Here is a 2,287-nt window from a genome sequence, read left to right on the forward strand (position 1 = left end):
TCGCGGCAGCGCTCGTTACCGGCAATTCGGTGATCGCCAAGCCGGCCGAGCAGACGCCGCTGATCGCCTTCCGCGCCGTCGAACTGCTGCGCGAGGCCGGCGTGCCGGAAGACGTCATCCAGTTGCTCCCTGGCGACGGCCCATCGGTCGGCGGGCCGCTCACCGCCGATCCGCGCATCGCTGGCGTCTGCTTCACAGGTTCGACCGAGGTTGCCAAGCTGATCGAGAAGCAGCTGGCCGGGACGGCCGCGCCCGACGCCATGCTGATCGCCGAGACCGGCGGCCTCAACGCCATGATCGTCGATTCCACCGCGCTGCCCGAACAGGCGGTGCGCGATATCCTCGCCTCCGCCTTCCAGAGTGCCGGCCAGCGCTGCTCGGCGCTGCGCGTACTCTACGTGCAGAAGGACGTCGAGAAGAAGATGCTGGAGATGCTGAAGGGCGCCATGGAGGCGCTCAACGTCGGCGATCCCTGGCGGATTTCGACCGATGTCGGCCCGGTTATCGACGACGAGGCGCAAAGCTCGATCCGCGAGTATTGCACGAAGATGGGCCTGCAGGGCAGGCTGATCGCCAAGCTCGAGGCGCCCAGGGAAGGTCGCTTCGTCGCGCCGCATGTCTTCCGGGTCAAGGGTATCGAGGACATGGAGCGCGAGGTGTTCGGGCCGGTGCTGCATGTCGCCAGTTTCGACGCCGACCAGATCGACGCCGTCATCGCCGCCATCAACCGCAAGGGTTATGGCCTGACCTTCGGCCTGCACACCCGCATCGAGGGCCGCGTGCAGCATTTCGTCGATGGCATCCATGCCGGCAACATCTATGTCAACCGCAACCAGATCGGCGCCGTCGTCGGTTCGCAGCCGTTTGGCGGCGAGGGGCTTTCCGGCACCGGGCCGAAGGCCGGCGGTCCGCACTATCTCCGCCGCTTCCGCAAGGGGCCGGAGGCCGGCACCCATGTGCAGGATGGCCACAAGGTCACGGCGACCGAGCTTGCCGACAATCTGCCTGATCCCACACTTGGCGGCTGGTCGACGCGTCCGGACCGGATCGCCATTCTGAGGAAGCATCTGCGCGGCAAGGGTGCTGCGGCCATTGGTGCGGCCGCCGGCATCGATTTCGGCCAGGTCGACCTGCCCGGGCCGACCGGCGAAGCCAACACGCTCTCGCTGTCGCCACGTGGACGGGTGCTGTGCCTTGGTCCCGATGGTGATACGCTGCTGGCGCAGACGATCCAGGCGCTCGCCGCCGGCAACGCCGTGCTGGCCGTTGCACCGGGTGCACCGGCGGCCCTTTCCGCTCTGACCGGCAAGGGCCTCCCACTGGCCGTCATCGACGGGCGGCCTGATCCGGTCGAGGCACGCTCGCTGCGCGTCGATATCGTTGCTTTTTCCGGCACGCCAGAGGCCGCGCGCATCGTGCGCAGGGTTATCGCTGATCGCTCAGGCCCGATCGTGCCGCTGGTCAGCGAAGTGTTGAACCCGGCGGCTTATGCACATGAGCGGGCCGTCTGCGTCGACACCACCGCCGCGGGCGGCAATGCGACCTTGCTGGCCGGAGCCTGACTCCGGCCGGTCGATAGAGCCATTCACCGTTTCGTGGAAACGGTGAATGGCTCTATCTCTTTCGGTTTATGCATGTCGTTGTCCCAAAACCGGGACCACTTTTGAGCGACATGCATTACGCGCCTTCGACGACCGAAAAACCCTCGAACTGGGGGTGGCCGAGATAGTGGACCTTCGTCGTGCCGACATTCCTGTGGGCAGCGCGGAAATTCTCGGACTTGGTCCAGGCGATGAAATCATCGTGGCTCGCCCACACGGTGTGCGATGCAAACAGCGTGTAGCCTTCGGTCTCGTTGACCGGGCCTCGCAGCAGGTGGAATTCGCGGAACCCCTTCATCTCCGCAAGGCTGGAATCGCGGTTCTTCCACACGGCTTCGAAATCGTTCTCCGAGCCGGTCTGCACCTTGAAGCGGTTCATGGCGATGTACATGGTGGTTTCCTCTCACAGGGATGTTGATGATTTGCGGCCGCAGCGTTTTGTTCTGCGCACATTCAAAATGGGCCGATTTCGGTCTCGAACTCCAAACTTGCGCTTGCTGCCTGTGGTGGAATCGAAGGGAAGGGGGCTGCTTTGCGGATAATGCCAAGCGCCGCCTGATCGAAAGCCGCCGACCCTGAGGTCTCCAGGATGCGCAACTTATTTATGTTGCCCTTCCTGCCTATGACGAATTTAACAACCGCATTGTTGCGTGCCGCCAGTTGTAGGGACGGCGGCAGAGTGCGAT

3 protein-coding genes are annotated in these 2,287 nt (G+C 64.2%); 1 reads left to right on the forward strand and 2 read right to left on the reverse strand.

Annotated features, from left to right (window positions below; all coding sequences use genetic code 11):
• Positions 1-1,562, forward strand: a 1,562-nt coding sequence (locus tag EN994_RS27860) for an aldehyde dehydrogenase family protein (protein WP_127307984.1), incomplete at its 5' end; no start/stop codon positions are given.
• A 115-nt stretch (positions 1,563-1,677) separates the two neighbouring features.
• Here the strand turns inward: EN994_RS27860 and EN994_RS27870 are convergent.
• Positions 1,678-1,992, reverse strand: coding sequence for an antibiotic biosynthesis monooxygenase (locus EN994_RS27870; protein ID WP_027039045.1), 315 nt, complete (start codon positions 1,990-1,992; stop codon positions 1,678-1,680).
• A gap of 62 nt (positions 1,993-2,054) precedes the next feature.
• Positions 2,055-2,287, reverse strand: a 233-nt coding sequence (locus EN994_RS27875) for a TonB family protein (protein ID WP_127307985.1), incomplete at its 5' end; no start/stop codon positions are given.

Source organism: Mesorhizobium sp. M7A.F.Ca.CA.002.09.1.1 (assembly GCF_003998555.1).
GTDB classification, from domain to species: Bacteria; Pseudomonadota; Alphaproteobacteria; order Rhizobiales; family Rhizobiaceae; genus Mesorhizobium; species Mesorhizobium ciceri.